29 protein-coding genes are annotated in these 25,813 nt (G+C 63.3%); 14 read left to right on the top strand and 15 right to left on the bottom strand.

The features are described 5' to 3' along the window. Window positions 1–168 precede the first annotated feature (168 nt). From AB0366_RS25945 to AB0366_RS25925, 5 genes are read left to right on the top strand one after another with little or no spacing between them, the layout of a single operon-like run. Window positions 169–1,221, top strand: a complete 1,053-nt coding sequence (locus tag AB0366_RS25945; protein WP_366246535.1) for a D-isomer specific 2-hydroxyacid dehydrogenase family protein — start codon at window positions 169–171, stop codon at window positions 1,219–1,221. Beyond that, window positions 1,218–2,258, top strand: a complete 1,041-nt coding sequence (gene vanA, locus AB0366_RS25940) for a D-alanine--(R)-lactate ligase (protein ID WP_366246534.1) — start codon at window positions 1,218–1,220, stop codon at window positions 2,256–2,258. The genes AB0366_RS25945 and vanA overlap by 4 nt, the downstream gene beginning before the upstream one ends. Then, window positions 2,255–2,863 (top strand): D-Ala-D-Ala dipeptidase VanX, encoded by a 609-nt coding sequence (gene vanX, locus AB0366_RS25935; RefSeq protein ID WP_366246533.1) that lies wholly within the window; start codon window positions 2,255–2,257, stop codon window positions 2,861–2,863. The genes vanA and vanX overlap by 4 nt, the downstream gene beginning before the upstream one ends. 34 nt (window positions 2,864–2,897) lie before the next feature. Next, window positions 2,898–3,506 (top strand): hypothetical protein, encoded by a 609-nt coding sequence (locus AB0366_RS25930; protein WP_366246532.1) that lies wholly within the window; start codon window positions 2,898–2,900, stop codon window positions 3,504–3,506. Next, window positions 3,503–4,657 carry a UDP-N-acetylglucosamine--N-acetylmuramyl-(pentapeptide) pyrophosphoryl-undecaprenol N-acetylglucosamine transferase gene (locus tag AB0366_RS25925; protein ID WP_366246531.1) on the top strand — a complete coding sequence of 385 codons (1,155 nt, stop codon included), beginning with the start codon at window positions 3,503–3,505 and terminating at the stop codon, window positions 4,655–4,657. Before AB0366_RS25930 ends, AB0366_RS25925 begins: the two co-directional genes overlap by 4 nt. Here the strand turns inward: AB0366_RS25925 and AB0366_RS25920 are convergent. From AB0366_RS25920 to AB0366_RS25905, 4 genes are all read right to left on the bottom strand, one after another. Continuing rightward, window positions 4,590–5,501, bottom strand: coding sequence for a HAMP domain-containing sensor histidine kinase (locus tag AB0366_RS25920; RefSeq protein ID WP_366246530.1), 912 nt, complete (start codon window positions 5,499–5,501; stop codon window positions 4,590–4,592). The genes AB0366_RS25925 and AB0366_RS25920 overlap by 68 nt on opposite strands. 175 nt (window positions 5,502–5,676) lie before the next feature. Further along, a complete protein-coding gene (locus tag AB0366_RS25915) occupies window positions 5,677–6,369 on the bottom strand; it encodes a response regulator transcription factor (protein WP_366246529.1) in 693 nt (230 codons plus the stop codon). Between the two features lie 420 nt (window positions 6,370–6,789). Beyond that, window positions 6,790–7,089, bottom strand: a complete 300-nt coding sequence (locus tag AB0366_RS25910) for a hypothetical protein (protein WP_366246528.1) — start codon at window positions 7,087–7,089, stop codon at window positions 6,790–6,792. A 108-nt stretch (window positions 7,090–7,197) separates the two neighbouring features. Then, entirely contained in the window at window positions 7,198–7,542 is a 345-nt protein-coding gene (locus AB0366_RS25905; protein ID WP_366246527.1) for a VOC family protein, read from the bottom strand. A 55-nt stretch (window positions 7,543–7,597) separates the two neighbouring features. Here AB0366_RS25905 and AB0366_RS25900 point away from each other — a divergent pair, with 55 nt between their 5' ends. Beyond that, window positions 7,598–8,059: a MarR family transcriptional regulator gene (locus AB0366_RS25900; protein WP_366246526.1), complete on the top strand. Its 462-nt coding sequence runs from the start codon at window positions 7,598–7,600 to the stop codon at window positions 8,057–8,059. Between the two features lie 314 nt (window positions 8,060–8,373). Here AB0366_RS25900 and AB0366_RS25895 read toward each other — a convergent pair whose 3' ends face one another. The 5 genes from AB0366_RS25895 to cobC all read right to left on the bottom strand — a co-directional run bounded on the left by AB0366_RS25895 (window position 8,374) and on the right by cobC (window position 12,956). Then, the gene (locus AB0366_RS25895) at window positions 8,374–8,736 is read right to left on the bottom strand and encodes a hypothetical protein (RefSeq protein ID WP_366246524.1); all 363 of its coding nucleotides are present in this window, start codon (window positions 8,734–8,736) and stop codon (window positions 8,374–8,376) included. 34 nt (window positions 8,737–8,770) lie between these two features. Continuing rightward, the gene (locus AB0366_RS25890; protein WP_366246522.1) at window positions 8,771–9,889 is read right to left on the bottom strand and encodes a bifunctional RNase H/acid phosphatase; all 1,119 of its coding nucleotides are present in this window, start codon (window positions 9,887–9,889) and stop codon (window positions 8,771–8,773) included. After that, window positions 9,886–10,623, bottom strand: a complete 738-nt coding sequence (locus AB0366_RS25885; RefSeq protein ID WP_366246521.1) for a C4-type zinc ribbon domain-containing protein — start codon at window positions 10,621–10,623, stop codon at window positions 9,886–9,888. Before AB0366_RS25885 ends, AB0366_RS25890 begins: the two co-directional genes overlap by 4 nt. A gap of 159 nt (window positions 10,624–10,782) precedes the next feature. Continuing rightward, a complete protein-coding gene (locus AB0366_RS25880) occupies window positions 10,783–11,904 on the bottom strand; it encodes a Nif3-like dinuclear metal center hexameric protein (RefSeq protein ID WP_366246520.1) in 1,122 nt (373 codons plus the stop codon). A gap of 14 nt (window positions 11,905–11,918) precedes the next feature. Further along, on the bottom strand, window positions 11,919–12,956 hold the full coding sequence (gene cobC / locus AB0366_RS25875; RefSeq protein ID WP_366246519.1) for an Rv2231c family pyridoxal phosphate-dependent protein CobC: 1,038 nt from the start codon (window positions 12,954–12,956) through the stop codon (window positions 11,919–11,921). Between the two features lie 55 nt (window positions 12,957–13,011). Here cobC and AB0366_RS25870 point away from each other — a divergent pair, with 55 nt between their 5' ends. Genes AB0366_RS25870 through AB0366_RS25860 form a run of 3 tightly spaced genes read left to right on the top strand, consistent with a single transcriptional unit; the run spans window position 13,012 to window position 15,104 of the window. Further along, window positions 13,012–13,704, top strand: a complete 693-nt coding sequence (locus AB0366_RS25870) for an HAD-IA family hydrolase (RefSeq protein ID WP_366246518.1) — start codon at window positions 13,012–13,014, stop codon at window positions 13,702–13,704. Then, window positions 13,701–14,174, top strand: a complete 474-nt coding sequence (locus AB0366_RS25865; protein WP_366246517.1) for a low molecular weight protein-tyrosine-phosphatase — start codon at window positions 13,701–13,703, stop codon at window positions 14,172–14,174. The genes AB0366_RS25870 and AB0366_RS25865 overlap by 4 nt, the downstream gene beginning before the upstream one ends. An 18-nt stretch (window positions 14,175–14,192) precedes the next feature. Then, the gene (locus tag AB0366_RS25860) at window positions 14,193–15,104 is read left to right on the top strand and encodes an SURF1 family protein (RefSeq protein WP_366246516.1); all 912 of its coding nucleotides are present in this window, start codon (window positions 14,193–14,195) and stop codon (window positions 15,102–15,104) included. On the opposite strand, the gene AB0366_RS25855 is transcribed toward AB0366_RS25860, so the two are convergent. Both AB0366_RS25855 and AB0366_RS25850 read right to left on the bottom strand, forming a co-directional pair. Next, on the bottom strand, window positions 15,045–16,013 hold the full coding sequence (locus AB0366_RS25855) for a cobalamin biosynthesis protein (RefSeq protein WP_366246515.1): 969 nt from the start codon (window positions 16,011–16,013) through the stop codon (window positions 15,045–15,047). The two genes, AB0366_RS25860 and AB0366_RS25855, sit on opposite strands and share 60 nt — an antisense overlap. 355 nt (window positions 16,014–16,368) lie before the next feature. Then, complete coding sequence (locus AB0366_RS25850) at window positions 16,369–17,274, bottom strand: LysR family transcriptional regulator (RefSeq protein WP_366246514.1); 906 nt, start codon at window positions 17,272–17,274, stop codon at window positions 16,369–16,371. A 112-nt stretch (window positions 17,275–17,386) separates the two neighbouring features. Between AB0366_RS25850 and AB0366_RS25845 the strand changes: the two genes are divergently transcribed. Both AB0366_RS25845 and AB0366_RS25840 read left to right on the top strand, forming a co-directional pair. After that, a complete protein-coding gene (locus tag AB0366_RS25845; protein WP_366246513.1) occupies window positions 17,387–18,880 on the top strand; it encodes a CoA-acylating methylmalonate-semialdehyde dehydrogenase in 1,494 nt (497 codons plus the stop codon). An 81-nt stretch (window positions 18,881–18,961) separates the two neighbouring features. Next, window positions 18,962–20,128 (top strand): iron-containing alcohol dehydrogenase, encoded by a 1,167-nt coding sequence (locus tag AB0366_RS25840; protein WP_366246512.1) that lies wholly within the window; start codon window positions 18,962–18,964, stop codon window positions 20,126–20,128. A 6-nt stretch (window positions 20,129–20,134) separates the two neighbouring features. Here AB0366_RS25840 and AB0366_RS25835 read toward each other — a convergent pair whose 3' ends face one another. Continuing rightward, entirely contained in the window at window positions 20,135–21,535 is a 1,401-nt protein-coding gene (locus AB0366_RS25835; RefSeq protein ID WP_366246511.1) for an amino acid permease, read from the bottom strand. Between the two features lie 127 nt (window positions 21,536–21,662). Between AB0366_RS25835 and AB0366_RS25830 the strand changes: the two genes are divergently transcribed. From AB0366_RS25830 to AB0366_RS25820, 3 genes are read left to right on the top strand one after another with little or no spacing between them, the layout of a single operon-like run. Next, window positions 21,663–22,247, top strand: a complete 585-nt coding sequence (locus AB0366_RS25830) for a winged helix-turn-helix domain-containing protein (RefSeq protein WP_366246510.1) — start codon at window positions 21,663–21,665, stop codon at window positions 22,245–22,247. Window positions 22,248–22,265: 18 nt separating this feature from the next. Further along, window positions 22,266–23,207 carry an NAD(P)-binding protein gene (locus AB0366_RS25825; protein WP_366246509.1) on the top strand — a complete coding sequence of 314 codons (942 nt, stop codon included), beginning with the start codon at window positions 22,266–22,268 and terminating at the stop codon, window positions 23,205–23,207. Window positions 23,208–23,251: 44 nt separating this feature from the next. Continuing rightward, the gene (locus tag AB0366_RS25820; protein WP_366246508.1) at window positions 23,252–23,680 is read left to right on the top strand and encodes a hypothetical protein; all 429 of its coding nucleotides are present in this window, start codon (window positions 23,252–23,254) and stop codon (window positions 23,678–23,680) included. Here the strand turns inward: AB0366_RS25820 and AB0366_RS25815 are convergent. From AB0366_RS25815 to AB0366_RS25805, 3 genes are all read right to left on the bottom strand, one after another. Next, complete coding sequence (locus AB0366_RS25815) at window positions 23,677–24,351, bottom strand: nitroreductase (RefSeq protein WP_347871637.1); 675 nt, start codon at window positions 24,349–24,351, stop codon at window positions 23,677–23,679. The genes AB0366_RS25820 and AB0366_RS25815 overlap by 4 nt on opposite strands. 402 nt (window positions 24,352–24,753) lie before the next feature. Continuing rightward, window positions 24,754–25,095 carry a DUF4288 domain-containing protein gene (locus AB0366_RS25810; protein ID WP_347871638.1) on the bottom strand — a complete coding sequence of 114 codons (342 nt, stop codon included), beginning with the start codon at window positions 25,093–25,095 and terminating at the stop codon, window positions 24,754–24,756. Between the two features lie 171 nt (window positions 25,096–25,266). Then, window positions 25,267–25,767, bottom strand: coding sequence for an ATP-binding cassette domain-containing protein (locus tag AB0366_RS25805; protein ID WP_347871639.1), 501 nt, complete (start codon window positions 25,765–25,767; stop codon window positions 25,267–25,269). Window positions 25,768–25,813: the final 46 nt, after the last annotated feature.

Here is a 25,813-nt window from a genome sequence, read left to right as displayed (position 1 = left end):
TGACCGGGTCAGATTTCGATGCCGTGACCCGACAACGGATTGGAGGTCACCGACAATCGACCGCATCAGATTCTCCTAGCTCCCAACGCCTTTCCAACGGGTGGCATATCGTGCGGATATCAAGAATTTCATACGCGCTGGTAACAGCGTGCTGTCTTGACTGTAGTCATGGTCTACAGCGAACTGGGTGCGATCTCAAGCGAAATGATCACGGAGTGGGGCGTCCGAGCGTTCGAAGATTCGACACCCTTGAATGTTGCGGCCACGGGGGTCGGAGTTTTCGGATGCGGTCACGATGAAGCCGTCTTGTTCCGCGAGATGGGGGCCCGTCTCGGGGTAACGCCGTCCATCACGGAGGCCGCGGTCTGTGAAACCAATGCTGAACTGGCGCGCGGCAACCGATGCATCAGCGTGAGTCACAAGACGCAAATCACCAACTCCACGCTGCTGGCGCTCAGCCGAGCCGGAGTGGAGTACATCTCCACCAGAAGTATCGGGTCCGACCACATCGACGTGGAGTACGCGGCGAGCATCGGTATCACGGTCGGCACCGTCGACTACTCACCCGACAGCGTGGGCGACTACACGTTGATGTTGATGCTGATGGCTGTGCGCCACGCGAAATCCATTGTCCGTAGCGCCGACACGCATGACTATCGGCTGAGCGACACCCGTGGCAGGGAATTGCGCGACTTGACGGTCGGGGTGATCGGGACAGGGCGCATCGGAACAGCAGTCATCGACAGGTTGCGGGGATTCGGCTGTCGCATCCTGGCGTGTGACAGTCGCCCTCACGCCTCTGTCGACTACGTTGCGCTCGATGAATTGCTAAGCCGCAGCGACATTGTCACCCTCCACACTCCGCTGACCGTAGATACACATCATCTCCTCGATCGCCGACGCATCGATCGGATGAAACGCGGCGCGTACATCGTCAACACCGGTCGCGGAGCGCTGCTCGATACCGAGGCCCTCCTCTTCGCCTTGGAGAGCGGCAGGTTGGGCGGCGCGGCACTCGATGTAGTCGAAGGAGAGGAAGGAATCTTCTACGCCGACTGCAGAAATACGCTCATCGACAACACGGCCCTGGTGCGGCTCCAGCGCCTGGCGAATGTGCTGATCAGTCCGCACTCCGCGTACTACACAGACCACGCTCTGAACGACACCGTCGCAAACAGTCTCTTGAACTGCCTGAACTTCGAAAGTGGGAAAACAGCATGAGCAAACTGAAGGTCGGGGTGATCTTCGGAGGGGCTTGCGAAGAACATCCTGTCTCCGTCAAGTCGGCGCGAGAGGTGGCAAGAAACCTCGACACCGAGAGATACGAACCGTTTTGGATCGGCATCACGAACGGCGGCAATTGGAAGCTCTGTGACGGCCCCGACGCAGATTGGGAGAATGGCAGCGCCCGTCCGGCCATGGTGTCACCCGATCGAAGTGTGCACGGCCTGCTGGTCATGGGTAAAGCAGGCTACGAAACCGTGCGCCTCGACGTCGTCTTCCCCGTTCTTCACGGCAAGCTCGGCGAAGACGGTGCTATCCAGGGTCTTTTGGAGCTCTCCGGCATCCCCTACGTCGGGTGCGACATCCAGAGCTCGGCTGTATGTATGGACAAGTCCCTGGCCTACGTCGTCGCCGAGAGCGCGGGAATCACCGTGCCGAACTTTGGGGTTTTCGCGGCGAACGACAGTGTCGACGCCGGTAGTCTCTCCTATCCTGTTTTCGTGAAACCGGCCCGGTCGGGTTCGTCCTTCGGCGTCAACAAGGTCACCCGAGAGGACGAGCTGCCGAATGCGCTGAGCGTTGCGCGACAGTACGACTCGAAGGTCCTCATCGAAGAAGCCGTGGCCGGCAGCGAGATCGGTTGCGCGGTCATGGGTGACCTGTGCGGCCTGATTACAGGCGAGGTAGATCGCGTCGACCTCTCGCATGGATTCTTCAGGATCCACCAGGAGGACTCACCCGAGACCGGTTCGGAAAACGCGACTTTCATCGTTCCCGCCGACATCTCCGAAAAATCGCGCCGGCTCCTCCAAGAGACCGCCAAGGCCATCTACCGCGCCCTCGGCTGCACGGGACTTGCCCGCGTTGACATGTTCCTCACCGACGACGGGAGAGTAATCCTCAACGAGGTCAACACCATGCCAGGCCTGACGTCGTACAGCCGGTACCCGCGGATGATGGTCGCCGCGGGTCTGCCGCTCTCCGACGTGGTCGACCGGCTCATCTCGATAGCACTGAACGGCAAGAAGCGATGATCGAGGACTTCGTCTACGTCGACGACTGGGTGCCCGGGGTCCGCTGGGATGCCAAGTACGCCACGTGGGACAACTTCACCGGGAAGCCGGTTGAGGGCTACCTCGCGAATCGCATCGTCGGCACCCGGGCATTGTGCGCAGCACTCGAGCAAGCACGCGAAAAGGCGGCGTCCGCCGGTTTCGGGCTACTCCTCTGGGACGGCTACCGTCCTCGGCGTGCCGTCGACGCATTCTTGCGCTGGTCGGAACAGCCAGAGGATGGCCAAACGAAGCAGCGGCACTATCCCAATATCACCAGACCTGAGATGCTCGAAAAGGGTTACGTGGCAACACAGTCGGGACACAGCAGGGGGAGCGCCGTCGACCTGACTCTCTATCACCTTGCGACCGGCGAACTTGCTCCGATGGGTGGTGACCATGACCTGATGGACCCAATCTCAGGTCATCGCGCGCAAGGAATCACGCCGATCGAGTCCCAGAATCGTGAGCTTCTTCGTTTCATCATGGAGGACTGTGGATTTGATCGGTACGACTGCGAGTGGTGGCACTACACGCTCACACGCGAACCATATCCAGATGTCTACTTCGACTTTCCGATCACGTGAGGGGTGTCTCCACTACGTCTCGCAGTGGGGACGTATGGAGAACAATGACGAGGTCGTGATCCGGCGCACTGGCCAATCGGGACTGGAGGCCTTCTTGCGCAACGCCGATCCAGACCCACCGCACGACTGGGCCTGCGATGGATACCGCTCGAGCGAGGAGTACCTGTTCTGGTCTCGCAAGGTCTGCGGCTTGGCGTGTCTCCAGTCGCTACTCCACGGCTGGACTGACGTCCGACTGTCGATGGGCGAACTTCTTGCGCTGGCCATCGAGTGGGGTTGCTATGTGATGGAGCCTTCGGGCAAGGTCCACGGACTGCTCTACAGGCCATTCATGGCATGGGTCAGCTCACAATTCGGATTCACCTGCCAACTGGTCGAGCGCACCCCGATTCAGATCTCGGCCCGAGACGTGCGGCCCGGGCAGGTCATGATCGCTTCGGTATCGCCTGAGATTCGCGATCCCAACACCATTGAGCCGCTACAGGGAGGACATCTTGTGCTGATGTATGCAGTCGATGACGGAGAGGTGAGGTTTCACAATCCGTCGGGCTACTCCCACAATTCGGACTCTGTGTCGCTGCCCATGCATATGTTCGAGCGATTTCACGCCAACCGAGGAATCTTGGTCGGAAGGGCATCATGATGTTGCCTGGTGAACCAGCACCGCGCGTCGTTGTCGCTGGCGGCCATTCGGCCGGGCACATCGAGCCAGCGATGAACTTCGCCGACGCGCTGAGCCTGCTGGAACCCACTGCGGAGATCACCGCCCTCGGCACCGTCCGTGGTTTGGACACCACGCTCATTCCTGCCCGCGGCTACTCGCTCGAACTAATCCCGCCCGTGCCACTGCCGCGCAAGCTCAGCCGCGATCTACTGCACACGCCGGGCAGGCTGCGCGGCTCCGTCCGTGCGGCCGGAGCTGTGCTGGACCGCGCGCGGGCCGAGGTCATGGTGGGCTTTGGGGGTTACGTGGCCATGCCCGCATATCTTGCTGCACGCCAGCGGGACATCCCGATCGTCGTCCATGAGGCGAATGCCCGTCCCGGCGTGGCGAACCGACTGGCGGCCCGGATGACGAAGGACGTGTTCACCGCTGCACCCCACGTCCGCCTCGCTCATGCCACCGCGATCGGCATCCCGCTGCGGCCAGCGATCGCCGGGCTCGACCGGGTCTCGCTGCGTGATGCGTCTCGGCAACGATTCGGCCTGCGCCTGGACACGCCAGTACTGATGGTCACTGGCGGTTCGCAGGGAGCCCGCTCGATCAACGCCGCGGTGGCAAGCGCTGCGACAGCGCTAAGGGCGGCCGGCGTACAGGTACTTCACATCACCGGGCCACAGCACGTAGTCGAATCGCCCGACGACGACCCTGGCGATCCGCCCTACGTCGTCGTTCCGTTTGTCGATGAGATGCAGTACGCATACGCTGCGGCCGACTTCGTGATCTGCCGCTCAGGGGCGATGACGTGCGCCGAGCTCGCCGCTGTCGGCTTGCCGGCCGCCTATGTGCCGCTGCCACTGCGCGGCGGTGAGCAGCGCTCGAACGCTGAGGCGGTCGTTGCTGCAGGCGGGGCAGTGATCGTCGACGATGCCGATCTCAACGGCTGCTGGATCGAAACCACTCTGATCCCACTGCTCACCGATAGAGAGCACAGAGCAGAGATGTCAGCTCATGCGTTGGCGGCCGGCGCACCCGAAGTGGGTGCGCTGCTGGCCCGGCGTGTGCTTACTGTTGTCGCTGAGCGGCGGGCAGTCGCACTGCGACGTGGAGTCCGCCCGACTCAAGGGGGCTGAGTGTAAGGGTTCCCTCGTGCGCCGTAGTGATGCTCTTGACGATCGCAAGGCCAAGGCCCACACCCGCATCGTCACGCCGTAAGCGAGCAGTGCCGCGCTGAAACGGCTCGGTGAGTGTCGAGAGCAACTGTGCACTGAGCGTGCCACCGGTGTTCTCGACCGTGAGTATGACGACCCCTGGGCCGATGGCGGTGTTGATCTGTACGGTGCCGTGCTCGTGGAGGTTGTGAACTATCGCATTGTGCAGGAGATTCGTAGTCAGCTGCAGCAAGAGTGTGTGTGAGCCGACAGCCATCGCGATGTCCCCGGAGGTCTCGATGGTGACTCCGTACTTCTCCGCGAACGGGAGGAGTGTCTCGGCGGCTTCTTCCGCGAGCAGGGATAGATCGACGTCTTCTCGGCTGAAGGACTGCTGGTCGGTACGGCTGAGTAGCAGCAATGCCTCAGTGAGCTCGATCGCTCGTGCGTTGACGGCGCGGAGGCGTTCGTCGAGCTCGACGCCGTCGCGGTTCGGATCGTTGCGGGCGACATCGAGAAGGGTCTGCGTAATTGCCAACGGGGTGCGCAGCTCGTGGGAGGCGTTGGCGGCAAACCGCCGTTGCTCGGCGTCTCGTGCTTCGAGCTGCGCGAGCATAGCGTCGAAAGCATCAGCAAGTTCATGGAATTCGTCGTTTCGTCCCTCCAATTCGATCCGGTACGACAGTGAGCCGCCCTCCGCCATACGCGCGGCGCGCGTAATACGCGTCAACGGGGCAAGCATTCGGCCCGCGAGAATCCAACCACCCACAAGGCCGAACACCAGCAAGAACCCGAGCGCCAAGATCGCTGCTGGGACAAATACCACGGGACCAAAATTGCTGGGATCGAAGACCCGGGCAAAGTCGGCCAGTTCAGGGAAGTCTGCGGAACCTCCTCTCAGTAGGAAGACCCACACCGCAGCAAGGAGCAAGACGCCGGCGAGCATGAGGAACCCGGCATAGCTGAGAGCGAGTTTGAGGCGAACACTCGACCCAGGCGCTCTATTCACCCTTACTCCCGCCTCTGGAGTCCGGTTGGACATCAATGCGGTACCCGACGCCCGGCACCGTCGCGATCAGCCACGGTTCGCCGAGCCGTTTGCGCAACGTCGAGACCGTGATGCGTACGGCGTTAGTGAATGGATCGGCGTTCTCGTCCCACGCCCGCTCCAACAGTTCCTCGGCGCTGATCACACCGCCTTCGGCAGCGACGAGAACGTCGAGCACCGCGAACTGCTTCCGCGTCAGCGCGACGTATCGGCCGTCCCGGTGGACCTCGCGGCGGAACGGGTCCAGCCGTAGACCACCGATCTCCCGCACGGGCGGCCTGCTGTGTGCGCGTCTGCGTTCGAGCGCCCGGAGACGGAGCACGAGCTCTTTCAGCTCGAACGGTTTGGTGAGGTAGTCATCGGTGCCGAGTTCGAACCCGGAGGCCTTGTCGTCCATCCGGTCCGCAGCAGTGAGCATCAGAATTGGCATACCGCTACCCGAGGCAACGATGCTCTTGGCGATCTCGTCACCGGAGGGTCCAGGGATGTCGCGGTCGAGGATGGCGATGTCGTAGGTGTTGACGTCCAACAGCTCCAGGGCAGCGTCCCCGTCACCCGCGATGTCTGCCGCGATCGCTTCCAGGCGCAGCCCATCGCGGATGGCTTCCGCCATGAAGAGCTCATCCTCAACGACCAACACACGCATGCTCTACATGTTAGGGGCGGCGGATATCGCCAGCGTATTGAAAATCGCACCAGCACCGACGCCCTATGCTCGAACGGTCCGCCAAGAGCTACGCGGGCATTCGTGACGGGGCTGCGGACGGTGCTGTTCAGGTCCAGGGTTTCGTCGGGCCTCGTCTGGATCGGGCTTCGCTACTCTCGTGCGGCTTTGTCCGCTTTGGGCGACGGTCACCAAAGTGGCGAGTACCGCCAGGATGGCGGCGGGAACACCGTGCAGAGTGGGTACCATCCACTCCAGCGCCCCTCCTCCGATGAAGCCTCCTGCCGCGACGCCAAGGTAGATCGCAGAGGAGTTCAGTCCGAAAGGTAACGGCGCGGATGCGGGTGTGACCGCAACCAGGCGGTGTTGCTGCACCACCGAGGCCATCCCGTCGGTGGCTCCTCACACAGCAGCCCAAACGGTCACTGTAGTCAGGTGGCTGACTGTGAGCGGGCTGATCGCGAGTAGCAGGGTGCCACCGCCGAGTGCTGCCAGAGCGGCTCCCAGCCCTGAACCCTTATCGGCCCAGAACCCAGCGTGGAAGTTTCCGGCAAGCACGCCGACGCCCCACGCGACGAGAATCAGGGTTAACGCGTTGGCGAACGGGCCCGCGGTGGCTCCCGCCGTGATGGCGCCCAAGTAGGTGTAGACGGTGTAATGCCCGGCCATCATCAGCGCCGTTGCTCCCAATATCGTGAGCACGTTGACTTGACGCAGCGGGGCGAGACGGACAACTAGGCGCTACTGCCAGCGGTAGAAGAGATGTGAACAGGCTTGGCGTCGTGGTAGCCATTCGAGTAGACGCCTGGCTCAAGCCTGCCCCTCGGGCTCGTGGGAGAGGCTGAACTTCACACCCTGGTCATCGACACAGTGAGCGAACGCCCCGGATGGAATCGTCACAGGATCCTCTGCAGTGCCACCCAGTTCCCGCACCCGCGCTACGGCCGCATGGATGTCATCAACGGCGAAGAAAATTCGCGGGTGTCGTGACGAATCCTCGTGCGGTGCGCCGCCGATCGGCGTGGGCCCGTCGATCATCGAGTAGCCCGGGAAGTTCCCCTCGTTGAACTTCCAACCGAATAGTGAACCCCAGAACTGCTGGGTCGCCTGGATATCGCTACTGGGTACCTCGAAGTACGTGACGTTGCCAGCCATGAACAGCCTCCTCCATGTCAGTGTGTTGACATAAAGCGTATGTCAGACTGCTGACATGAAGCAAGAGCAAGTCGGCGAATTGGGGCTCTCAGTCGGCTACGTCCTCAAGCAGGTGCATGCTTCACTGCGCACTGCGATGGATGAGACGCTCCGGCCACTCGACCTGACCGTCCCGCAGTACGCCTGCTTGGAGCTACTCGGGCAAGACGCCGGTTTGTCCAGTTCCGAGCTGGCCCGTCGCGCTTTCGTGACACGGCAGTCAATGAACCTGGTGCTTCGCCGACTGCAAGACCGCGGCCTGCTCACCCGACCCGACGAGGCTCCCCACGGCCGTGCGCTACCGAGCAGACTCACCGACGACGGTCAGGCAATCCTGCGACGTGCCAGCACCGCTGTCCGAACGGTGGAAAGGCAGCTGTTCGCGCCGTTGACCCCGGAGCAGCAACTACGGCTGCGCGAAGATCTCGCAACGTGCCTTCCCTCTGCAGCACGCGTTAGGCCTGTCACGGACGGATAGCGCCTACCACGCAAACTTATTACCTCGCAGCAAGTTTGGATCGGCCAATCGTCGCATAGGCAGAAACGTGCCGCGCGCCGTCGACCGGTCAGTGCCTAAGTGCGGCTATCTGCGAGAGCTTGCGCGAATAGCTCGCGACTGGTTCGGTGGTGAGTTCGTGGATGGCCTGCGCGTAGATGTTGACTTGGTTCTGCAGCCGATGGTCCTCTTGCCGAAGGCGATCGTTCGCTGCTTCAGCTCTTTTCGCGCGTCGATCGAGCTCTTGGAACGCAGCTGGCATCTTGTCCTGCGTTTGTGCACGTCAGGTGAATAGTTCAGCGAGGTCGGTGCGTTTGTGGGAGTGGGGCCACGATGAGCGGGACCCGGCCAGTCGTTCGGCCGAGCCGGAACCATCCGATAGCGACCGAGACGACGGTGCCGACCACAAGAGCGGCAACCGGAGCGACCCACGTGATCGGCCACCATGGCGGTCCCGACACATACTGCACGTAGTCGAACACGCGAAAGTACCCAGAATCGCCCGGATCCACGGGCGGTGGGGCATCGGCATCGAGCCAACTCCGCTTCACCCCGTACCGCCACCCGAACGCGACTGCCAGACCGGCAACGGCCGATGCGAACGCCGCCAAGACAATCCAGCGGGCCGCCACAGGCTCGCGAATACTGTTCTCGGACATACGAACCGCGCCCTCCTTCGATGCTCCGAAAGGATCAGGCCAGTCGAGTCAAGTGCGAGGTGTCGTTCACCAATCGCACCGAGGCCCCACCGTCGGGGTAGAACTCGGCGATGCTCAGCGACGCGAGGTCGAGGTGCAGTCGATACAGCAGCGACGGGCCGACGTCGAGTGCAAGTTGCAGCAGCATCTTGATCGGGGTGACATGGGTGACCACCAGAAGGGTTTTTCCGGCGTACTCGGTGAGCAACTGATCGCGGGTTGCTTCGATACGTACGCGCACCGCGTCGAAGCTCTCCCCGTTCGGGGGTGCGACGGAGGTGTCGCCGCGCCACGCCTTGTGGCCCTCGGGGTGACGTTCCATGGCCTCGGAGAACGTGAGCCCTTCCCAGTCACCGAAGTCGGTTTCGATGAGTCCGTCGACAGTGGTAACCGGCAATCCGAGACGGCCGGCTGTTGCCGCGGCAGTCTGTTGGGCGCGAGCGAGGGGCGAAGCCACGATGGCGTCGATATCCGTCCGTGAGCCCAGAACCGTTGCAGCAGAATCGGCTTGCCGTCGACCCAGTTCGGTCAGATCCGGGTTGCCGCGGCCGGAGTATCGCCGGTCGACCGACATCGGGGTCTGGCCGTGACGCAGCAACAACAGGCGGGTCGGCTCCCCCATCGCACCGGTCCACCCAGGCGACGCAGGCTTCGTTGCGACCGGCTCGGCGTCGGGCAGATCAGACAGGTCCACACCCTCGGCCGCTGCATCCATCGCCTCGTTGGCCAGCGCGTCGGCGTGTGAATTCTGCGAGCGCGGAATCCATTCGTAGGTGACGGAGTCGAAGCCGCGAGCCAGTTCGGCGGCTTTGCGCTGCAGCGGAATCATGTCCGGGTGCTTCACTTTCCAGCGCCCGGACATCTGTTCGACGACGAGTTTGGAGTCCATCCGGACGGCAACCTCACGAGCCCCGACATCGCGTGCCGCGCTCAGAGCCGCGATCAGACCGTTGTACTCGGCGACATTGTTGGTGGCGACGCCCAGCGATGCCCGACGTTCGGCGAGAACCTGCGAACGATCGGCGCTGAACACCACCGCGCCGTACCCGGCCGGGCCGGGGTTACCGCGCGATCCACCGTCGGCCTCGGCGACGACCCTCGATACCTGACTCAAATTCCGGATTCCTTGGTGCGCACCAAGATTGCATTGCACTCGGAACAAAGAATGAGAGCATCCGCGGGCTTGTTGGCGATGCTTGCGATCTCGTTGCGATCGAGTTCGATGCGACACGCTCCGCATCGGCGAGCCTGCAGCAGTGCAGCACCGCGGCCGGTGAGCGCTCGCTGCTTCTCGTAGAGCGCAAGAAGGTCCGCGGGCAATCCCGAGACCAACGACTCGCGGCGCTCGGCGCTGCGCTTCTCGGCGACATCGAGGTCTGCGACGGCGTCGTCGCGGCGACGGCCGGCATCGACCAATTCGTCTTCGATCTGAGTGAGCTGCGCGCCGGCGTGCTCGTAGTCCCGCTCACTGGCCTCACGCTGCTCCATGACCTCGAGCAATTCCTCCTCGAGGATGCCCTGGCGACGCTCGAGGCTGCCGAGTTCGTGCTGCAGTTCGGTCATCTGCTTCGGCGCGATGGTGCCGCTCTCGAGCATCTTCTTGTCGCGGGCCTCGCGCTTCCGAACCGCGTCGACCTCACCCTCGAGCTTGCGGATGTCCCGATCGAGATCGTCCATCGAGATCTGCACCGTCACCGCGGCGTCCTTGCGGGTGGTGCGCTCGGTCTCGAGCTTGTCCACCTCCTGCTGCTCGGGGAGGCTCTTGCGGCGGTGGGCGATCTGCGAGAGTTCGGTATCCACACCGGCCAATTCGAGCAGCGAGGCCTGGACTTTGGGATCGACGTTCACGCTTGATGACTCCTGCGACTATGGAAGTTGGTTCCGATCACCCTACCGGCTGCAGAACGGCGAGAGCGCCGGATACAAGCCATCGGGGTCGTTTCTGCAGGCTCCACTCCGGCCCATCGGGGTCGTTTCTGCAGGCTCCACTCCGGCCCAGCAGCCGGGTCACAGCGTCCACGGGTCGGTACGGACCTCGGTAACCCGGCTACTCCACCCGTCGGTGTCGCCGAATGCGGCGTCGACGATTCCTCGCGCCTGTTCGCACCACGGAAACTCTGAGGCCCAGTGCGCGGTGTCGATCACCGCGGGGCCGCCTGCGCGCAGGTGCTCGTCGACGGGGTGGTGCCGAAGGTCCGAAGTGACGTACACATCGGCGTCGGTGCGCGCCACCGCGGAAAGGAACGAGTCACCCGCTCCCCCGCACATCGCAACCACCGAGACCGTGGCCTCGGGATTTCCTGCAGCGCGTACTCCCCAAGTCGTAGTGGGCAACGCCTCGCGGACGACCTCGGTGAATTCGGCCAACGTCATCGGACTCGGCAGCTTTCCGATGCGGCCCAGGCCGGTGCACGACGGTAGAGCCGCGGATTCGAAGACGTCGAACGCGGGCTCCTCGTAGGGGTGTGCCCGACGCATCGCCGAAAGCACCTGAGCACGTAGCCCTTTGGGGGCAACGACTTCGATGCGATCCTCCGCCTCGGTGTGTACCTCTCCCAGAACACCGAGCGTCGGGTGTGCGTTCGGGCCAGGACGGAATTGGCCGAGACCCGCGCTCTGCCAGCTGGCTTCGCTGTAGTCGCCAATCTGCCCGGCTCCGGCGTCGAACAGGGCCCGCCGCACTGCGGCCGAGTCGGCGGTCGGCACGAAGACCACCCACTTGTCGTGTGCGGGAGAAGGAATGGGGTCGAGTGGCCTGGTGTCGATCACCCCGAGCGCGGTTGCGAGTGCGTCGGAGACGCCGGGATCGGCGGAGTCGGCGTTGGTGTGGGCGGTGAACAGCGCGCAGTCGGCTTTGATCAGGCGGTGGATCACCGATCCCTTCGCGGTGTCGGCCGCGACGGTGTCGACGCCTTTGAGCAGCAAGGGATGGTGGGCGACGATGAGATCTGCACCCCGGGCGATGGCGTCGTCGACCACTGCATCGGTGACGTCGACGGTGTACACGACTTGCTGCACAACAGCTTCGGGATCTCCGCACACCAGGCCCACCGAGTCCCAGCTCTCCGCCAGGCGGGGTGGGTACGCGTCGTCGAGTATCTCGATGACGTCTGCCAGTGTCACTGCCATGTTCGCTGCTCTCCTCACAGAACGGTGTTCAACGCGTCCACCAGTATGTCGACCTGCTGCGAGTCCCGTACTGCGACGCGCAGGTAGTGACGGTCGAGCCCCGGGAACGTGTCTGCGCGCCGAACCGCGATCCCCATCGTGCGCAGGCGTTCTCGAACCAAATCGGCATCCTGGACGCGCACCAATAGATACGGCCCCCGGGCCGGGCCTGCGACAAAGAGGCCAAGAGCCTCGAGTCGCGGGATCATCGCGATGCGTTCGCGGTGGATGCGCTCGGATTCGGCGCGTGCCTGATCGACGGCGAACGGTTCGGTGCAGGCGCGGATCGCTTCGAGCTGCAGACTCCCCAGGGGCCAGTGCGCGCGTCCGTGCTGCAGTCGCGCGAGGACGTCGGGGTGGCCGAGTGCGTATCCGCATCGCAATCCCGCCAGCGCCCACGTCTTCGTCAGGCTCCGCAGAACCAACACGTCGTCCAGGCTCTGGGACGCTACCGACTCCCCCGCCCCGAGCACGGCGTCGGCGAAGGCCTCGTCGATCACCAGTGTGCGGCCGGGTCGACGAAGTCTCAGGACCATCTCGCGTGGGTGCAGAACCGAGGTGGGGTTGGTCGGGTTGCCGAGGATCACCATGTCGGCGGCGTCGGGCACGAGCGTCGGATCGAGCTCGAAGGGCGGCGGCAGGATCACTCGGTGCACCGGTATGCCCGCCTGCTCGAGCACCCAGTCGGGCTCGGTGAACGACGGGTGGATCGTGGCCGCCAGCTTCGGCTCGAGGCGCGGCAGCATCGAGAAACCCTCGGCACCACCGCTGAGCAGCAACACCTCGTCCGTTGAGCGGCCGTGGTGTGCGGCAACCTGCTCGCGCGCGGCCTTCTCCGCAGCCAGAGAAGGATACGAACCCAACGAACTCAGTGCCGCACTCAGCCGATCGCGAAGCCAGGCCGGCGGACCGTCACCCCGCACGTTGACGGCGAAGTCGACGAATCCGGAATCGACCTCGACGTCTCCGTGGTGACGGAGTAGCGCATCGGGATCGGCAGCTGTGTCGGACATCGCGACGAGCGTAGCCTCGCCGTCACCGAACAGCCCGCACCGATACGCTTCGACCATGTCTGTCGATGCTCCCGCGTCCGTTGTCCTGTTCGATCTCGATGGGACGTTGACCGATTCCGCACCGGGGATTCATGCCGGTTTTCGTCATGCATTGGCGTCGGTGGACGCCCCCGAACCGACCGAGGAACAGCTGTCGATGGTCGTCGGGCCGCCCCTGATCGATACGTTGCGCGGTCTCGGCCTGGACGAGGCTGCGGCGCGACGTGCACTGTCGGCGTACTTCGAGCGCTACGACGAGCGGGGCTGGGCCGAGAACACCGCGTTCGACGGTATCGAGTCGGTGTTGACGCGCTTGCAGGATCGCGGCGTCCGCCTCGGTGTGGCGACGTCGAAGTCGGAGCGATTCGCCGTTCGGATTCTGGACCACTTCGGCCTGTCGCGGTACTTCGAGTTCATCGGCGGTGCCAGCAACGACGGTGCCCGGCGGGCGAAATCCGATGTGATCGCGCATTCGCTGACCAACCTCGGTATCGACCCGGTGGAGTCCGCGGACGGCGGCACGGCCGGGGTCATCATGATCGGTGATCGTGACCACGACGTGCACGGTGCCGCTCGATTCGGCATTCCCACGGTGTACGTGGAGTGGGGCTACGGCGTCGACGGCGAGAGCGACGACGCCGCGTTCACTGCGTCGAGCATGGACGAGTTGGCCACCGTGCTCGAGCAGAACACGGCGGCCGTGCTGTGAACGAGCCACTGCATGTGACGTTCGTGTGCACCGGCAACATCTGCCGATCGCCGATGGCCGAGAAGGTCTTCGCGGGGCATCTGCGCGACGCCGGTCTGGACGACGCGGTGCGTGTCTCGAGCGCCGGGACCGGCGGCTGGCATGTGGGCGACGGCGCAGATCCACGAACCGTCGCTGAGCTCGACGCCCACGGATACGACAGCGAGCACGCAGCGGCGCAGGTCGGCCCGGATCACCTCGCGGCAGATCTGATCGTCGCGCTCGATACCGGCCATGCGCGCGCCCTGCTGCAGCTCGGCGCTCCGGCAGATCGTGTCGCACTGCTGCGGTCGTTCGATCCCGATGCCGACGACTCGTCGGTGGCCGATCCGTACTACTCCTCCGATTCGGCGTTCGCCGAGGTGCGCGAGCAGATAGAAAGTGCCGTTCCCGGCATCCTGGACTGGGCACGGTCTCGACTCTCTCGCTGACCCGGCTACCGTGGTGGAGTGCGAAAGTTAGCGTTCTTGCTGCGACCCAAATGGTTGGTGCTGGCTGCGGTAGTGCTGGCCTTTGCGTTCCTGTGCTTCAGCGTGCTCGCTCCGTGGCAGTTGGGAAAGAACACCTCGACGTCCGAGCGCAACGATCTGATCACCCGATCCGTCGACGCGGATCCGGTGCCGATCTCCGATGTTCTCACCGCAAACGGGTTCCCGGCCGAGGACGAGTGGCGTCGGGTCATCGCCCCCGGGTCCTATGTCGCAGATTCCGACGTCCTGGTGCGGCTGCGCAGCATCCGTGATCAGCCCGCATACGAGGTCATCACCCCGTTCGTGATCGACGGCGGGCCCACCGTCCTCGTCAACCGCGGGTACGTGTTGCCGGTGGAGGGAACCAGAGCGCCCGAGTTCGAGGCGGCACCCGCCGGTGAAGTGACGCTGAACGCGCGGCTACGCCAAGCGGAGGGCACCTCGCGCGAGCCCGTCGAGGACGACGGTCGGCTGCAGGTCTACAACATCAATCCGGAACAGATCGGCGCAGCGGTCGGAGTCGACGCCGTCGACGGATATCTACAGCTCGACGACGCTCAGCCGGGCGGTCTCGGCTTGATCGAACTGCCGCAGACCGACGCAGGCCCCTATCTGTCCTACGGTCTGCAGTGGCTGGCGTTCGGCATCATGGCACCGCTGGGCCTGGCGTATTTCGCACGGGCGGAGATACGGGAACGCCGTAACTCCCGTGCCGAACTCGCCGACGCGATGTCCGGCGAGCCGGACGCCGAACCCGAGTTCGGTCCCGAGGACGAAGAAGAGTTCACGTTGCCCACACGCCGCGAGAAGCGAGCCAGGGCGCGTGCGGCGTCACGCTCGACGACGCCGTCGGATCCTCGCTTGGCCGATCGCTACGGCAAGAATCGCTGACGCGAGAGCAGACAGTTCCTGCACTCGGCTCGACAGTGCGACCGATCGACGAAGGTCGCGTGCAGTCGGCGAGTGGCCGTCACCGAGTGTCGGTCTGATCTCGACGCCATGTCGGTACTGCGTTCTGCCGCCGAGCTGCAGCCCCAGTGCCCCGGCAGCCGACGCCTCCGCAACACCTGCGTTGGGGCTGGGGTGCTGCGCAGCGTCGCGTCGCCACATCTTCAGGGCTCGGGCGGGCGAACCCTGCACCGAGGGAGCTGCGACAACCGTCGCTACGCCGGTGACGCGAGCCGGTAGCAGGTTCAGAATGTCGTCGATTCGTGCTGCGGCCCAACCGAAGCGCAGATATTTGGGAGACCGGTAGCCGACCATCGCGTCGAGCGTGTTGCTCGCTCGGTAGGCCAGAATTCCTGGCACCCCGGCCAGTGCTCCCCACACCAGCACCCCGACCGTCGCGTCGGAGGTGTTCTCCGCGATGGACTCCAGTGCAGCGCGTGCGAGGCCGTCGGAGTCGAGTGGTTCCGGATCTCGACCGCACAGTGACGGCAGCAGTGCGCGTGCGCTCTCGAGGTCGTCGTTGTCGAGGTGGTCCGCCATCTGCCGACCCACCTTCGATAGGGACGTGCCTCCGAGCGCGGCCCAGGTAGCGGCCGCGACCAGAGCAACCTCAGCAGGTACACCCACACGATGGGCCACGCGAGTCGACCCGAAGCCGAGTGCGGTCACCGAGCCGATCAGCGCGACCGCATGAACGACGCCGAGAGCCCGGCTGTCGCGGTAGAGGACGTGTTCGACGCGCAGTGCCGTGGTACCGAATCCTGCAACCGGGTGCCAGCGTTGCGGGTCTGCGAACACTCGATCGAGGCCGTAGCCGACCAGTAAGCCGACCGCTCGGGGGTGTGTCCACATCCCACGAATCTTGCCAACTGCGCACCCGGCGCGGGAATTCGGTATGCCGGACTCAGCGCTGGCGGTACGCGCCCGCCAACTGGCGACCACGGAAATTCATGTCGCTTCCGTCGTTGAGCAGTGCGATTGCCATGCCGACGAAGCCGACCGTTGCCATTACGAACAGTGTCATGATTCCCCCAGAATCTCGGGTGGATCCGCCATTGCGGACTTGTCTGTAACAGATTGTTACCCCTATGTTGGCCGATTCCCACTTTTTTGAGGTCGGCGTCACGTGTGTCCGTCATCACGAGACGGACGTCTCATCTGAACGTCCAAATGCCAACGGCCACCGACACTCTCGGGCTGTGCGGATCTACTGTGGTTTCTGTTGCACAGCAAAGAGATGCTGTTCGTCGGTCACGACCGATCTGAGGAATTCGTCGACCACCTTCACCCTCGCGAGACCGGTCAGTTCTCGCGGCACCACAGTCCAATAGGTTCGCTCCACCGAGACGACTCCGGGCAACACCGACGTCAGAGCGTCGTCCGGTTCGCCGATGTAACTGGGCAAGGGCGCGATTCCCACCCCGGACCTCGCGGCGATCCACTGACCGGTGATGTTGTTGGTCTGTATCCGTGCACGCCCGTCGGGAAGAATGGCGTCCAGTATTCGCAGTGGCGCAACGTCGAGCAGAGCGTCGACATACGAAATGAGAGTGTGTTCTCGCAAATCCTCGACGGTGTCGACAGGGGGCATCGCAGCGAGATACCTTGCGGCAGCGTAGAGCCCGAGGGAGTACGTCGCCAGCCTGCGACTCACCACGAATCTCGGCGACGGCCGCTCCAACGTGATTGCGATGTCGAATTCCCTGGTAGCCAAAGAATTGTGCTCCGTGGCGGTGACCAACTCGATGTCGAGATCGGGGTGCTTGTCCCTGAGCAGCCCCAGTTTGGGCGTCAGGACGAATGCCCCGAACCCGTCCGGCGCTGCGATGCGCACGGTCCCTCGCAGCGATCCGGTATCGGCGGTCTGGTCCTCGAACGCGGCGATGAGTGTCGATTCGACGGTCTCGGCATACGCGACGAGGCGTCGACCCGCCTCGGTCAGTCGCCAACCCGACGGCGTTCTGTCGAACAGGCGCTGCCCGGCCGATTTCTCGAGCGCCGTGATGCGCCGGCCGACGGTGGTGTGGTCCACACCGAGAGTGTGCGAGGCGTCGGTCAAACGCCCGGTCCTCGACACTTCGAGGAAGTAGCGGAGATGGTCTGCGTTGAACACCCGCCGAGACTATCGCCGGTGTGCATTTCTGCACAGCGATCTGCGGTTTTGGCCTTTGACATGTGCATCTGTACAAGTGAGACTCGAGACACACCGATGGAAGGATCGAACGTTGACCGACGTCATTGCGCACTGGCTCGATGGAAAGACTTATTCCGGAACCTCCGACCGGACCGCCCCTGTCACCAACCCCGCTACCGGTGAGGTCACCGGCACGCTCACCCTGGCCGACACCGGGGACGCCCGCGCGGTCATCGACGCCGCCGCAGCCGCGTTCCCGGCGTGGCGCGACACCTCCCTCGCCAAGCGCACCTCCATCCTGTTCTCGTTCCGAGAGCTGTTGAACGCCAGAAAGAACGAGCTCGCCGAGATCATCACCGCCGAACACGGCAAGGTTCTCTCCGACGCTCTGGGTGAGATCGGCCGCGGCCAGGAAGTCGTCGAATTCGCCTGCGGCATGGCACATCTGCTCAAGGGCGGATACACAGAGAACGCCTCCACCGGCGTCGACGTCTACTCCATCCGTCAACCGCTTGGACCCGTCGGGATCATCTCCCCCTTCAACTTTCCCGCCATGGTCCCGATGTGGTTCTTCCCCATCGCCATTGCCGCCGGCAACACCGTCGTCCTCAAACCCTCCGAGAAAGACCCGAGCGCCAGCATCTGGCTCGCACAGCTCTGGGCCGAGGCCGGCCTGCCCGACGGCGTCTTCAACGTCCTCCAGGGCGACAAGGTGGCCGTCGACGAGCTCCTCGAGAACAAGAAGATCAAGTCGATCTCCTTCGTCGGCTCCACTCCCATCGCCCAGTACGTCTACGCCACCGGCACCGCCCACGGAAAACGCGTCCAGGCACTCGGCGGTGCCAAGAACCATGCCGTCGTCCTCCCCGATGCAGATCTCGATCTCGCCGCCGACGCGATGGTCAACGCGGGCTTCGGCTCCGCAGGCGAACGCTGCATGGCGATCTCTGCCCTCGTCGCCGTCGGGAACATCGCCGACGAACTCGTGGCCAAGATCGCCGAACGCACCACGCCGCTGGTCACCGGCGACGGAACCCGAGGCGCAGACATGGGCCCGCTCGTCACCAAGGCACACCGGGACAAGGTCGCCTCCTACGTCGACGCAGGCGAAGCGGCCGGGGCCACCCTCGTCGTCGACGGTCGCACCGTCCAGCCCGACGGCGGCACCGACGGATTCTGGCTCGGCCCCACCCTCATCGACAACGTCACTCCAGACATGAGCATCTACACCGACGAGATCTTCGGACCCGTGCTCTCGGTCGTCCGTGTCGAGGCCTACGACGACGCACTGCGGCTGATCAACGACAACCCGTACGGCAACGGCACCGCCATCTTCACCAACGACGGTGGTGCGGCCCGCCGCTTCCAGAACGAGGTAGAAGTCGGCATGGTCGGTATCAACGTCCCCATCCCGGTTCCCATGGCGTACTACAGCTTCGGCGGCTGGAAGAACTCCCTCTTCGGCGACAGCCACGCCCACGGCACCGAGGGCGTTCACTTCTTCACCCGTGGCAAAGCCGTCACCAGTCGCTGGCTCGACCCCAGCCACGGCGGCATCAACCTCGGATTCCCCGAAAACAGCTGAGTTCTACAAAACCCATGTGCGCGGAACCTCGTAGCCCACTACGAAGTTCCGCGCACATGGTCACCCACAAAGGAGCACACCATGGTTGCCAATATTTCGTTTCCTCGGTTCCTCAAGCTGGGCGGCGGTGCCGTCGAAGAGTTGGGTACGGTTCTGACCGATCTCGACGTGTCCCGGCCGTTGCTCGTCACCGATGCGTTCATGGCGGGCAACGGGTCGGCGGATCGTTTGATGAAGATCATGACCGAGGCCGGGAAGACGCCGGCATTGTTCTCGGGCACCGTTCCGGATCCGACGACGGATTCGTTGGTCTCGGGTCTCGAAGCGGTGCAGCAGCATTCGGCCGATTCGATCATCGGGTTCGGCGGTGGTAGTCCGATGGACACGGCCAAGGCGCTGGCCATTCTCGCGGTGCAGGGCGGCACGATGCGCAACTTCAAGGCTCCGGTGCTCTCCACCGGCCCGGCCCTGCCGATCATCGCCATTCCCACCACGGCCGGAAGCGGTTCGGAAGCAACTCAGTTCACCATCATCACCGACGTCGCCTCGGACGAGAAGATGCTGTGCCCCGGGCTGTCGTTCCTCCCGATCGCCTCGATCATCGACTTCGAGTTGACGATGTCGATGCCGGCGCGCTTGACGGCCGATACCGGTGTCGATGCGCTCACCCACGCCATCGAGGCGTACGTCAGCAAGAAGGCCAACCCCATTTCCGACGGTTTGGCGCTCAGTGCGATTCGCACGATCGGAACGTCGTTGCTGCGGGCGTATCGGGACGGCGACGACCGGCAGGCGCGCGAGGCCATGATGCATGCCTCGACGCAGGCCGGGATGGCGTTCTCCAATGCGAGTGTCTGTTTGGTGCACGGCATGAGTCGACCGATCGGCGCGCACTTCCACGTTGCACACGGACTTTCCAACGCGATGCTGTTGCCTGCCGTCACGGCATTCTCGATCGACGGGGCCCAGGCGCGTTACGCCGATTGCGCACGCGCACTGGGCGCGGCATCGGAAAGCGATTCGGATCAGCTTGCCGGTGGCAAGTTGCAGGATGCGATCGTCACACTGTGCCGTGAGGTGGAGGTTCCGACGCCGGAGACCTTCGGTATCGACAAGGCGAGGTGGGACGATCTGTTGCCGCTCATGGCCGAGCAGGCGCTCGCGTCCGGAAGCCCAGGCAACAATCCGGTTGTGCCTACGGCCGAGCAGATCGTCGATCTGTACCGGCAGGTGTACGCGGGGATCTGATCGCATTCACTCCGATGCGCGGGCGACGACAGTGTCGCGCCGCGCATTTCGGCGCTGCACCGCAATTCCACCGATCACGGTCACGGCCGCCAGCACTGCCGACAGCAGAATGGACGACCGCTGCTCCGGCCGGACCACCATCATCACCAGTACGAACACGATGAACCCGATGGCCAGGTAGGTCAACCACGGGTAGAGCCACATCCGAACGGCAGGGCGTTCGCCGTCGCGGTCGAGTTGACGCCGCAGCACCAACTGGCTGCTGGCGATGGCGAGGTAGACGAAGAGCGCGACGGCTCCGGTGGTCGCCAGCAGGTAGGTGAAGAGTTTCTCGGGCAGGATGTAATTTCCGACCACGGCGAGGAACCCGAGCACCATCGAGGCGATCACCGCAACCCACGGCACCCCGTTCGTGGTGATCTTCTTGACCGCCCTGGGTGCGTCGCCTCGATCGCCGAGCGAATACAGCATTCGCGACGCGGTGTAGAGCGCGGAATTCAGGCACGAGGCAACCGCAGTCAGAATGACGATGTCCATGATGGTCTCGGCGTGCGGGATCCCCATCTTGGACAGGACGAACTGATACGACCCCGTGTTGGGATCCAGTTCGTTCCACGGCACCAACGCGACGATGACGAATATGGAACCGAAGTAGAAGATCGAGATTCGCCAGATGACAGAGTTCGTGGCGCGGGTGATTCCCTTGGCAGGGTCCTTCGATTCTGCCGCAGCGATGGTGACGATCTCCGAGCCCATGAACGAGAACATCGTCGTCAGCATGGCCGCGATCACCGCGCCGAATCCCAGCGGCATGAAACCACCCGAGGCCCAGAGTTGGTCCACACCACTGACTTCCGAGTCGGGTAGCAACCCGAAGATCGCCGCAATCCCCAGGCCGATGAACGCGATGATGGCCACGACCTTCACCAGGGCGAACCAGAACTCGAATTCACCGTAGTTGCCGACACTGATCAGGTTGGTCGCGGTGAGGGCGATGACGATGAGCAGTGCCCACATCCATTGGGCTCCGCCGAGCCAGTTCGTGAGAATCGATGCAGCCGCGGTGGCTTCGACCGGGATCACCAGCACCCAGAACCACCAGTAGAGCCATCCGACCGAGAATCCGGCCCAATGACCCAGCGCGCGAGTGGCATACGTGGAGAACGAGCCGGTGTCAGGATTGGCCGTCGCCATCTCCCCCAGCATGCGCATCACCAGGATCACGAGTGTTCCCGCGAACAGGTACGCCAGCAGCACCGCTGGGCCTGCCGTCGCGATGGCGTTGGCCGAACCCACGAACAATCCCGCACCGATGACTCCGGCAATCGAAATCATCGTCACGTGCCGTGGCTTCAGGCTGGTGCCGAGTCCTTGCTCATCGGTTTCCGGCTTATCCGTGATTGACATCCCTGTAGTCGAACACAAAGTGAACGCCGATGCAGCGGGTGACCGAATTGTCCAGAATGCCTCTGGTGCAGATCTTTTCCGCACGACGAGCAGAATTGATATCCTCTCGATTCATGAAAGCAGGCTCGTGATCTTCACTGTCGCCGTCGCTCGAGCCATCGCCGACGGCACAGTCAGCCGGGTCTATCGGCGGTGGTCGAGTCCGAAAGTGACTGCCGGGTCGATTCAGCGCTCACCCTCGGGCATGATTCGCATCGACTCCGTCCGCGAGGTGGATCCTGACGGGCTGACCGACGCGGATGCCCGGGCCGCGGGGGAAATATCGCGTAGTCACCTCGAGAAGTCGTTCTTCGGCCCCAGCTCGCATCCCACCTATCTGATCGAGGTCTCGTACCTCGGTGCCGATCCTCGTGATGCCCTGGCCGACGATGCCGCACTGGACGAGACCGCACTCGACGCTTTGAGGACGACTCTTTCGCGGATGGACTCGCGGTCCGAATCTGCTTGGACACGAGAAGTATTGACGGCCATCGCCGCCGAACCCGGACGCCGCGCAGCGGACCTTGCCGAGCAGGCCGGACTGGATACGAAGACGTTCAAAGCCCGTGTACGCCGGCTGAAGACTCTAGGGCTGACGATCAGCCTCGAGACGGGCTACCGCATCTCACCCCGCGGTGCCGAATTCCTTCGGCTCACCGACGCGACCGACTGATCCCGGCATACTGGACCGATGAACTCCGAAACGGGCCGCATCACCGATCCGGTCACCATCGTCGGTGCCGGCATAGCCGGTGCGGCCTGTGCGCGGGTTCTCCGCGACGCAGACGTGCCGTTCCGCATCGTCGACAGAGGACGCGCTCCGGGCGGGCGAATGTCCTCGCCCGAGTTGCACGGACGTCGCGTCGACCTGGGTGCCGGCTACTTCACCGTCCGAGATCAGGAATTCTCGACGGTGGTCGCCGAGTGGGAGTCGGGTGGATTGGCGCGCCAGTGGGCCAACACGTTCGGCATCCTCAAGCCCGATACGGCACCGTGCACGACGACCGGGCCGGTTCGCTGGGCGACCCCGAACGGACTGCGATCGCTGGTACGCAACATGCTCGACGGCGTCGACATCCAACATCCCACCGAGTTGACCGATTTGCCCGACGGTCACGTCGTGGTCGCGATGCCGGATCCGCAGGCGACGCGACTGACCGCAGTCCCCGATGCCGTCGATTACGTTCCTGTCATCGCGGTGGCGTGTGGGTTCGACGGGCTCGACATTCCCTTTCGGGACGCCGCATTCGTCAACGATCATCCCGACATCGACTTCGTCGTCGACGACGGTGCCCGGCGCGGAGACGGCGCTCCGGTTCTGGTGGTGCACACGACGTCGGAACGCGCGCAGCAGCATCTCGACTTCCCCGACGACGCGATCGCCCCGGTTCTCGACGCGCTACGCGAATTGTCCGTCGTCACCGCGCAACCGACATGGACTCACGCTCATCGCTGGACCTTCGCCAAGCCTGCGGCGCAACACGATTCCAACTTCGCACTGCAGCAGCAAGACGGACGCTACGTCGGTTTGGCGGGCGATCAGTGGTGCGAATCCGGAGTGCCCCGGGTGGAGAGCGCCTGGCGTTCGGGAACCGATGTGGGCAGAGAACTGGTTGGACGCCTCTCGCACTGACGTTTGCCCAGCGTCAGCCCACGAGCCGGATTAAGATCGCCCGCGTGCTGTCCGTGAAGTCGTACTCCCGCGAATACATCGACGCCTGCCGTGCGCGCCTCGATTCTCAGCTCGCCGCATACCGTGCGGTTGCGTCGAATCGAACGACGACAACTGCGTTGGACGAGGCATTCGACGTCGCCTTCTTCAACAATCTCGTCCTGACGCTGGAGGTGTACTTCCTGCACCGCATGCGCGGCCAGGAGAAGAAGAACGGCAATCCACTCAACGAGGTCCGAGTCCTGGCCGCGTCGATGACGACGGCCGACGACATCATGACCAACGATCCGACCATAAATCTGGATCCCGCCAAAAGCATTCTGGGGTACGCCGTCGGCGATCGAATCGCGCTCGACGAGAAACAGTTCGTCGGATTGGCCGACGCGTACTTCGCCGAGATCGAGGCGAAGTTCGGGCCGCAGCTCGCTCCCTAGCTGCTGACGAATCTCACCGTCTCATCGAGAGGCGCTCGGTTGGTACGGAATCCGTTGATCGGGTGAGTCTCGTCGGGATAGCCGAAGGAGATGCCGGCCACCACTTTTCGGGTGTCCGGGATGTCGAACCAGTCGTGCAGAAACGGCGAGTATGCGGCGAGCGCTGCCTGAGCGATGGCTCCGAGACCGAGACTCTGCGCGGCAAGCAGAAAAGTTTGGAGATACAGCCCGCAGTCGACCGCCCCGTACACACCCAGATCGGCGTCGGTGGTGATGATGGCCGCGTGCGGGGCGTCGAACAGCTCGTAGTTACGAATGAACTGGCGAGTCGTCGCCTCGGTGTCGGACTTGACCACGCCGATGCTCTCGTACAGCGCGCCGCCGCATTCACGTCTCCGCGCTCGGTGCAGGGCGTTGTAGTTGGCCGGAAACGGGAAGTCCGGCTGCGGCACCCCGGACGTCACGTGCTCCACCAATGCGTCGGAGAACTTCCGGGTGGCATCGCCTTCGGTCACGATGATCTGCCACGACTGGGTGTTGGACCAGGAGGGAGTCCGTCGGGCGGCTGACAGTAGCTGTTCGAGTACCTCGCGCGAGACCTGCTTCGGCAGAAACTGCCGGCACGAGTACCTCTCGTCGAGCAGTTCTGTCAGTGCTTCGTACCGGGTCACATCGTCCGCCTCGTGTCGTGCCGTCGGGTGCGGGTCGAACGTAACACCACGGCTGCGCCCGACGGCCGGCTGCTGGACCGTCGGGCGCAGGGTGCTGCTATTGCAGGGGTAGCAGGATGTCTCCACTCACGGCCCAACCACGGGAAGAAGCCGCAACCCCGGTGTTCCGTTGGGGCTACGGACTGCTCGAAGCCGTGCGCTTCGGTGGACGTTGTTATGGACCGTTGGTTGCCTTATGTGATCGCACCATAATCGATTCCATCTGCACCGGTGGTTCCGGCAATAGTCGAGTTTACGATGTATGCGTTTCCCGAGTTAGATCTAATGCCAAGGTCGCCGCACTACGTTCAACACGACAGTCTGTACAGAAAGTAGTGCAGAACTCGCGGCGCACACTTTGACTTACTCCGCCAGAGGGTCGCGACCGCCCAAATTCATTTCGAGTGACGAATATGTATCGAAGGAAGCGAAGTGCCGGGAATATAGATCCACGCGATCACCAGCGACCTCCCGTAACGTGGGCGCAACGTCGACGACAGCTTTCAATCGAACAAATGAACGGTCCGTTGAGTCGCCAGGTTCGTACTCTTGATCCTTCGCAAGACCCTCCACACTCGCTTTCGCCGACGATTCATCGCGCGCTTGAACTAGATAGAAGTCCTCACGAAAGTATGAACCGCTACCGTCCACCTTCCCCAGCTCAAAAACGACTATTCCGAAATAGGCCGCGCTTGCTTCATTCATACGTTTCAGACTACCACTTCAAACACCAAGAGCCAGGATGAGATTGACCGATTCTCCACCCCTCAATGCGCAAAGAATTGGCCCGCCAGCCAGGTCTAGTAAGGCTCCGGAGACCCCGACCATCGAATGTAGTCAGATAGAGAACAAGCGTAATCTAAATAGCGACGGGGTTTAGACACCCAGCGTGCTCTGCACGCGACCACCTTCTACCGTAATCACGGTATTTGCACCCTCAACAATAGCCGACTTGCGCGTAACCACGATTACGGAGCTCCGAACCGAAAGTTCAGTCGAGCTTTCGACGATCGACCGTTCGTTGTTGCTGTCCACGCTCGATGTCGGTTCGTCAAGCAACACCAGCGGTCGATCAACCATGAAGACCCTTGCCAGCGCAAGCCGCTGGCGCTCTCCACCAGAAAGTTCAACGCCACCTCCGATAACAGTGTCCGAGCCGGCAGGAAGTCGACGAACTCTCTCGGCTAAACAAACCTGACCAAGGGATCGCCAGATGGCATCCTCGGATACACCACCATCGATTCCGAGCATAAGGTTCTCCCGAACCGTACCGACAACCAATGACGAATCTTGGTTCAGATCGACCTGTGGAAAACTAATCCCCTCACTGACGGCGCTCAGTGAAAGTGCCCAGATCTGATCTCTGAAAGTGCTCACCCGTGTGGCTCCGCCAATGAGGGCGGGCCTCCTCCGATGCTGATGG

Source organism: Rhodococcus sp. NPDC076796 (genome assembly GCF_040702765.1).
Taxonomy (GTDB): Bacteria; Actinomycetota; Actinomycetes; order Mycobacteriales; family Mycobacteriaceae; genus Rhodococcoides.
This window is presented reverse-complemented; position numbering and strand designations above follow the sequence as displayed.